Source organism: Trichocoleus sp. FACHB-90, assembly GCF_014695505.1.
Classification (GTDB): Bacteria; Cyanobacteriota; Cyanobacteriia; order Cyanobacteriales; family FACHB-T130; genus Funiculus; species Funiculus sociatus.
Genome location: NZ_JACJOK010000010.1, coordinates 1 through 7,845, shown reverse-complemented (window position 1 = coordinate 7,845; position 7,845 = coordinate 1). Strand labels below are relative to the sequence as shown.

Genomic DNA, 7,845 nt, shown 5'->3' with positions numbered 1-7,845 from the left:
GATAAATTACGCCAAAACTTTGGAATACGAAGACTCTACCAAATTTTAGACAGCCTAAAGTATGAGTATGACTATATTTTGATTGATTCACCTCCTAACTGGCGTTTTTTCAGTCAAAGTGCTATATATGCCTCAGATGTTGTCCTTATTCCAACGAAGCACAACAACATCTTTTCGCTGGAGAATGCTGCTGTGGCTATCAAACAGTTTATTCCTCAAGTTCAAGAATCAAGAAAAGATGGTGGGCCGATTGCACTACCAATTTTCTTCAATGGTGAAAGTATTACGGATGCAGGGCGTAATACTGCACATAAAGCAATAGAAGAAATTATCAAACAAACCCCAACCAGTAAGTTTAATTTGCGTCCTTATTTTTATCCGCGTTATACTCAAGCGAAGCAAGATCGACATATTTTTGAACTACCTAGCTATGCTCATATAGCTAATGCGGCTTTTTCTCGCGTACCCGCTGCCTACAAAGATAAAACAGCTCGTAATTACTATTTAGAATTAGCAAAGGAGTATTTTCTACAATGAGTAACTTAACCGATATTGGCAACTTGATGCACCTGTACATGGATCAGATCCAAGCTGGCGAAGGAACAGATGCCCCTGAGTTTTTGATTACCGCTACTGCCAAAAATCTCAATAAGTTTGGTGGTCGTAATTGGGTTCCTGTAATTGTTAAAGAAACTGGCGAAGACCAATATGAAGTCATTGGTAACTCATTTATTTATGCTGTTGCTGAAGAAGCTGGATTAGAGAAAGTCTGGTGCATTATTGCCGATCCTAGCGACGAATCTGTAGAACTGACTAAAGTTTTAGCAGGCGAAGTAACTCCAAAAATTAACCTCACCATAGCTACACGAGATGATATTAAGGCAGCGCTTCAGTATCTAATTGAAAAACCCGGTACCGATCTCAAGAGTGTTAAGCTTCTGATTGCTACCGATCGTATTGATGAAGCTCCTCGCCAGTATTGGAAGACATTAGAGCCGATTACAAAACTTAAGTGTGGTATTACAACAGGTAAAAAACTCAATGCTTTGAAGGAAGTTTTTTACTTAACCCCTCAACCCATGCCTGAAGTTATCAAAGACTCTACTACCTTGAACACCTTAACGGCTGGAGAGTTAAGAGATATGGCTAAGAAGCGCGGGATACCTGGCTACAGCAAGAAGAAGAAGGACGAATTAGTTAAACTACTCAGTTAGTAATAGGGGTAACACTAGCGCTCGATAGGATGGAGGCAGGTAATTTCAGTTCAGAACTGACCCCACAACAGCAACAAAAACTGGATGAATATAATGCCAAGTTCCCCAGAACAAAACAGAAAAAACGCCCTAAAATCGACTGGGCCACGGAGCGATCGCGGCAAGGCGATCGCTCGTCACAACAGCGTTAAGCACGGGCTACTGGCAACGAAACCGCCCATGCTTTGTACTGAAGATCGCGAATGGTTCGATGCAATGGTGGCAGGTTTGATTGAGAAGTATCAGCCTCGCGATCCGATCGAATATTTACTCATCGAAACGATTTCAATGGGTTGGTTACGCTTGCGTCGCCTTTGGGGTATTGAGGCAGCGGTAGGCGACGTGGCAATACTGAAAATCAAACAAAAACTATCTGGGAAAAGTTCTGAGCTGGAGAAGCGCCGCATTACTAAACAGTTGGCGGAGGCAGAGACATCTGCTGCTGGGTTGTCCCTGTCTGGCGAACAATTAGCGCGATACGAGCGATTAATTAGCCTACAACTGAACGACGCGATCGAAAAACTGGAGGAAATAAAGCGAAAAGAACGAGAACTCTATGGATCTATGGGTTCGTTTGGCGTAGGGCAGTTTCTATGCGATAGCCTTCAATACCACGTTGATAATTGCTGAAACCCATGCCAGAAACGACACTCATCCATATGGATGAGTGTCGTTTACTTCATTTCAGCCCGGATAGTCTATGAAAATGTCTGTTTTCAAAGACTATCGCCCCTGAAACGACCATTCCTCCAACGGGCGATCGCTGATGCGAGGAGCAATTACACGACATAGTTGTATAGTCGCTTCCAGTTTGCGGAGTTGCCTTTGACCCTGGTAGATGCGATTTACTGCTGTCGTTTGGTCTGGTGTTAGACTCGTTAGTCTTAACGATTACCTCGTGCAAAGTTACAGTATCGATGAGTCAAGCGTCCATTATCTGGTTCTGTAGTCCCACCCAAGGAATAAGGAATTGTGTGGTCTACAACGCTATCTTCCAATGACATAATTCTTTGACCGCATATAGAACAAGTTTGGTCATCTTCATAAAGCTTCTTCCTGAAAGCATAAGAAAAAAGCCTTAAATCACTTACAGACGAGCCAATTATTTCATCTAAAGTATACAACCATATACGGAATCGCTTTTGCACCTTATTTTTTTCACTTGTTTTATATAAAATAGCTTCAATAAAATCTTGATTTGTAGTCATTAAATCGTATAGTTTATTTCTTATAGCATCTGCTCTTAATATAATTTCTCTCTGATCATGCTGAGTAAAACCTACCATTACAACATCAAATATAGACAAATTTATTTTTTGGCTAAATCTTGCGTTTGGTTGGTTCTCACTGCCGGACTCTACTTTTTTAAAAGCCTGTTCTCCGAAAACAGTCCAACTGATTTTGACTGATTGATTAAATATTTGTCTTAAGGATTTAATATCTTTTTTGGAAGTATTTTGACGGACACTAGCTTCATTGTTTAAAAAGTTATTCATAGGTGCTTTATAAGCATATAAGCTATGGTAAAACGCAAAGAAACGAAGTATCATTTCACAATCCAGCATACGTCTGTGGGGTTCTTCAGCGCCAATTAGCTTCAACCATTGTGGTTCTAATGCTAATTCTCGCAATAAATCACTATAACTACCTCGGTAAATACAATTTCTTAATTCTTGCCTATTTAATTGAACAGACCCTGAATTGAGCCGTTCAAAAATATCAAACTTAATATCTTTATTTGTGCCTGGTTTAATAATTATGCAGCGCAGCGTACTTTTCCGAATTTTTGATTGGATATCGTTAGGTAAGTCTATATATTTCTTGCCGTTCAGTTCTTTAAATACAGTTAACCCTTTTAAAGAAAATTTGCCATCAAAAAAATTCATAAAAGATGTTAATCGCTGCTGACCATCAATTACTTCATTTTTAGTTGTACCTGCTTCTTGAGATAAGTAAATAATTGGTAATGGGACATCCATTAAAAGTGATTCGATTAGACGAGATGCTTTCTTATCATCAAACACGTATTGTCTTTGAAAAGACGGATTAAGTATTAAATCTCCTTCTTTGAATTGGTCGTGTAGTTCGCGGGTAGTGAAATCTTTAGATTCAGTGAGTAAGCCACGCTGTTCTACGGGAAAATCTATTAGTTCTGCCTCGTACTCAGATTCATCTTGCTCATCTTCCGGTTCGAGTTCTACTTCTAGCCTTTGGTTTTTCATTGGTAAGTTCGGGTACTATAAATGTTTTTGAAATGTCTCAAGTTTTGAATCTCAGGAATAGAAAAAAAATTTGTAACCTCAATGAAATATCAAATTAAATATGAATATAAGCCGTTTTTATTAGGAATTTACAAAATAATTAAGCATAAAAATTCGGTGTGATCGCTGGTGCCAAATGCTCCAAAGTAATCATGAAGAGTTAGCGATCGCATTCTATATCTGCCTAATTTTTCTAATCGTACACTTGCTCTACGGTTTGAACAACTTTTCTCCCACTGGAAAATACAACGGTTAACCGTTGTCAATCGTCCGGTTCTTCTGGTTCGGCAGGGGGTCGGAAGTCAAGGCAGCGATCGCTATCAGGTCTCGTGGGATGCACGGCACACACTATAGAAGGATTGCGAGGATTGAGCTGGCAGTGATCGCACTCTGGAGTCTTCGGCATGGTATTACAGTTGGTTTACTCAAGTTTCCCCCTTAGAGGCGGGTAAGCTAGGGCTTCTCCAAGTCTTTCGCAGTGTCAAACCGCTTAATTAAATCTGTAATGATGCGCGGGTCATTCGTCCTTAAGCCCACCTCTCGCTCCGTGCTTTTGGTGTCTGAAGTCAGAAAGTTGTGACTTCCCAGCATCGTCCACGAGCGATCGCACACGATAAATTTCTCATGTGTCCCCAGTAGCTTTAGCTGGAATCGGTCTGGATATTTCTGCTCTAAAGTTTCCAGTTCGGGCAAAGCACTGTAGAGATAGGAAGAAGATTTAAGCCGCTGGCGGATTGAACCAATAGAACTTACCTTGTCAATATCCTTTAGATGCCCCCAGCCGACAGCGACACGAACCTTGCGCTTAAGTAGTTCCTCAAGTTTCTGAATTACTTCAGAATTAACGCCGTAAATATTGGGCCACGGACAAACTAAAATCAACCGTTCCTGAGCAAGAGCGAGGGCTTCCATGAACACAGCGCGGCTGCCAGGGCGGTCAATCGCCAATCGATACTCATAAGGCTTGATGGCCGCAAGCTGTCGGTTAATCTCAAGTGCCAAGACTTGTGCTGATTTTTCAATCTGACAAGCAATGACTTTCTCCAGTTCTAGGGGATGAGGAAGAGATGAGAGCGCGTCCTTCAACTCCTGAATCTGCCCTAGTTCTGGTCGGTTGTCGAACTGCTGTGCCAGCTGTGCGAGGGACTGATTGATAGGGTTGAGGTCTACTGTTTTGGCTGGCGGTAGCGTATGGCGCTGGTGATGCAGGGATTCAACAACGTGATGCACCTCAGCGATCGCACTTTTGGTGTATTGCTGCGTCTGTTGTTGAAATCGGTGACGATTGATTGCGTTGAGCGAGAGAGCTACCATCAGAGGAGCAGCTGCATAGACCGCCTGCTGTGAGACTGCCGTTGCGACGGTTCCCAATGCAGAGCCGACAAGGGCAGCATATTCAGCAATTACTATCCAAGGGCGTTTCGTAGCAGACCTCCTTACTGGCGGTAGAGTGGGTTATTTTTTTTAGTCTTCCCTGCTTAATTGAGCGATCGCTCCTTACCTTTTTTCGCATCCAACCCCGTCACTGTCGCGGTCAAAGCCATGCGGGTCAGGCGGTAGAACCTTGAAATTCCGGTCGGAGATATCGGGGCAATTCAGATCCGGTGGGCCTGGGGGAATACATACGCCTGGATAAGCTGGACTACAGTTTTGTTGGGCTGGGGCTGGCTTGGGCTTGGCGCTGGAGGATGGTTGATTACTTGCTGATGGCCCCTTCCTAAAATCCCACGGCATCACTGGCTTGGGCTGATTCCAGAACCCCAGTTTCTTCTGTTTTGCTTGAGCCTCAGACTGAAGGTACTGATTCTTGGTGGATGCACAGCCGTTCAGGTACTGGCGATACACGACAGCCTGCCCCTGCTTCACCATCTGGAGATTCACTGACTGATTTCCTAGGTAGAGTTCAGCGACAGTCCGCCCATAGCGATCGCGTTCAATCTCCCGAATCTGCACAGCCTTACCAGGGGGGAGAAGTTGCTTGAGCTGGTTGGCTGATTGCTGACCCCAAGGGCGCTGTCCTGTTTCTGGCGCATCAATGCAAGCCATGCGAATTGTGACAACCTTCCCTTGGCTCTTGACTCGGAGTGTATCACCATCGCCGGTGCTGACTACTGTTCCAGTGGTTTGGGCAGCGGCGGGGATTCCCATTAAGGCAAGGACTAGAGCAGCGGCAGTTGCGAGTTTGTTCATCACGCTTTCTCATCTGGGACACTTCTAGTGTTCCCAGAAACTGGGAGGCGAATCACACCTAGTAGTCTGCCAGGTGTGATCAATCAAGTAATTAATTTTTACTCATCAGATGCCCATTGAAACCGGCGTTTAAGCCCATTGCAGTGACTCAACTGCAAAACTTTATCATGCTGAAGTCTTCCAACCACAATTCCTGGCGCAATGCCGATTTCATCTGCGAACTGCCGGATAGCCGCTTTACTGCGATATTGACTTGATGCTAGAAATCGTTTCAACTGAGCAGGAGGGATGAGTATGTCCGCAGCGAATTTATCTGCTTCTTGCTCTTTATCTTGATCTTCAGCATCTTGAACGCCGTTCCTTTCAAGAAAGGTATTGCGCTTACTATGTAGCAGAATGTGACCGGACTCATGGAAGAAAGCAAACCACAGTTGGTCATCACTCTTGTAACGTAAACTCAGTTGAATTAAAGCTTTGTTGGGATTCAACCAACGAGTAGCCCCACAAACCCGTGTCCTTGGAAGTTCAGGTACAAATACGACAGCGACACCAGCAGTAGCACACAACTGCACGGCTTCACCCTGAAAAATATCTGGGGGTTGAACAGTCAAAGCACGGATTTGCTGTAGTACATTCTTGAACTTGTTGGCATCGTAACTAAGACACTTGATCTTAGCAGCTTCATTTTCTCCCCAACGCAGCCAAGCAGCAACCGCACCAGGATCGCTCTGGAATGCTTGAGATTTCCGAAAGTCTACAAAAATATCACACCAACACTCTTTCCACTGTTCAGGGGATGCGACTGCGAAAAAATTTAGCACTTCCCGCAGCTGCTCAACCTTGTCTTGATAGGACTGAATCCATTTCCGCTTGATCATGTCCTTAACAGGTATTTGGTCGAGCCATGCGACTTGCTCAGACAGGCGATCGCGCTCTTCTTGATGCGCCAAAGCCTCCCGGTAAAGTCGTTCTCGATTGTTCCAAAAACTGGCAGGGACACCTAAAACCCGCTCTAGCTGCAATGCTGTCTCTGGAGTGATTGCAGCCTTTCCATTAATAATTTCACTAATTGTTTTTTTTGGTCTCCCCGTTCGTTCAGCTAACTCCGCCTGGGTCATTTCTCTTTCTTCTAAAATTTCTTCGAGGGTTTCACCAGGAGGGGAAACATAGTTAGGCGTGTATTGATTTTGGATCGCATTACTCATGGGTATCCTCCACGCCGATTATTCTTACGGCAGTTACTTTAGTCCAGTCGATACCACCATCTATTTTTGTGGGAATTGGCTCGTCTGCTGGCTCAAATATAAGCCGATACGGGTGATCCAAATCCAGCGATAAATGCCCGGAATAGTTATGAAGCAATTCGTGGCATCTTCCCGGAAGAGGTCTCATATCTTCAAGTACGACGGCAGCACGTAGGTCGTCAAGCCGTCGTCGAATGCGTTTAGCTCTATCTGTACCCTGCTTTTTCTCCAGAAGCCTGTGGTTATTGCACTCTTTTTCAAATTTACTATTCTTAAATACAATATCCATTTTACCAAGCTTCTAGCAATATTGTTAACCTTTGGGGTTAACAATATTCTAGGCTTCTGGACGAGGAATAGGTCAATTCCAGTAGATATACAAGTAAAATCTGCTCAAAATAGAACAAATGTACTATTTATGAACCAAAATAAAGAATCCTCCACTATGCAAGTATTTCAGGTAAGGCAAGCAATTCTTTTCTGGAACAGAGCGCCCTTTACCCAGGTAAATACAGACTACTGCTATCGTTGGGGCGTGCGTGCAAATAACGGCTGGTTGTAGCTACACTTTCATGCCCCAAGGTCGCCTGCACTAAATGGATCGGTGCGCCTCGGTCGAGACTATGGGAAGCGTGAGCATGGCGTAACCAATGTGGGCTAACCTTCCCCTTTATCCCAGCACGTTTACCCGCCGCTGCCACAATCCGGTAAACCTGCGAGCGGTCGAGGTGATGACCATCGGCATCGCCTTCCCTAGAAGGAAATACTGCGTCATTGTCGCTGGCATCGCCGCGCATTTGGGACAGTTCGTTCCATACCCCCTCTGGCAGTAGCACAGTCCGGGTCTTCCGTCCTTTGCCGAATAACGTTACCTGACCCGAATCACCACGGGAGTTT

The 7,845-nt window shown here is 44.3% G+C and carries 10 protein-coding genes; 3 read left to right on the top strand and 7 right to left on the bottom strand.

Annotation, left to right across the window (positions count from 1 at the left end):
- The 3 genes from H6F74_RS02445 to H6F74_RS02435 form a co-directional block, all read left to right on the top strand.
- On the top strand, positions 1–537 hold a 537-nt coding region (locus H6F74_RS02445; RefSeq protein WP_190435770.1), incomplete at its 5' end, for a ParA family protein.
- Positions 534–1,214 carry a Rho termination factor N-terminal domain-containing protein gene (locus tag H6F74_RS02440; protein WP_190435767.1) on the top strand — a complete coding sequence of 227 codons (681 nt, stop codon included), beginning with the start codon at positions 534–536 and terminating at the stop codon, positions 1,212–1,214. The genes H6F74_RS02445 and H6F74_RS02440, both read left to right, overlap by 4 nt.
- Before the next feature lie 84 nt (positions 1,215–1,298).
- Positions 1,299–1,883, top strand: a complete 585-nt coding sequence (locus H6F74_RS02435; protein WP_190435766.1) for a hypothetical protein — start codon at positions 1,299–1,301, stop codon at positions 1,881–1,883.
- A 254-nt stretch (positions 1,884–2,137) separates the two neighbouring features.
- Here H6F74_RS02435 and H6F74_RS02430 read toward each other — a convergent pair whose 3' ends face one another.
- The 7 genes from H6F74_RS02430 to H6F74_RS02400 all read right to left on the bottom strand — a co-directional run.
- Entirely contained in the window at positions 2,138–3,475 is a 1,338-nt protein-coding gene (locus tag H6F74_RS02430) for a DUF262 domain-containing protein (RefSeq protein ID WP_190435763.1), read from the bottom strand.
- 301 nt (positions 3,476–3,776) lie between these two features.
- Positions 3,777–3,920, bottom strand: a complete 144-nt coding sequence (locus H6F74_RS02425) for a hypothetical protein (RefSeq protein ID WP_190435760.1) — start codon at positions 3,918–3,920, stop codon at positions 3,777–3,779.
- Between the two features lie 47 nt (positions 3,921–3,967).
- A complete protein-coding gene (locus H6F74_RS02420) occupies positions 3,968–4,885 on the bottom strand; it encodes a phospholipase D-like domain-containing protein (RefSeq protein ID WP_190435757.1) in 918 nt (305 codons plus the stop codon).
- 126 nt (positions 4,886–5,011) lie between these two features.
- Positions 5,012–5,704: a thermonuclease family protein gene (locus H6F74_RS02415; RefSeq protein ID WP_190435754.1), complete on the bottom strand. Its 693-nt coding sequence runs from the start codon at positions 5,702–5,704 to the stop codon at positions 5,012–5,014.
- A 98-nt stretch (positions 5,705–5,802) separates the two neighbouring features.
- The gene (locus tag H6F74_RS02410; protein ID WP_190435751.1) at positions 5,803–6,909 is read right to left on the bottom strand and encodes a HigA family addiction module antitoxin; all 1,107 of its coding nucleotides are present in this window, start codon (positions 6,907–6,909) and stop codon (positions 5,803–5,805) included.
- Positions 6,902–7,237: a killer suppression protein gene (locus H6F74_RS02405; RefSeq protein WP_190435748.1), complete on the bottom strand. Its 336-nt coding sequence runs from the start codon at positions 7,235–7,237 to the stop codon at positions 6,902–6,904. Before H6F74_RS02405 ends, H6F74_RS02410 begins: the two co-directional genes overlap by 8 nt.
- 208 nt (positions 7,238–7,445) lie before the next feature.
- A partial coding sequence (locus tag H6F74_RS02400; protein ID WP_190435745.1) for a tyrosine-type recombinase/integrase occupies positions 7,446–7,845 on the bottom strand: 400 nt, incomplete at its 5' end.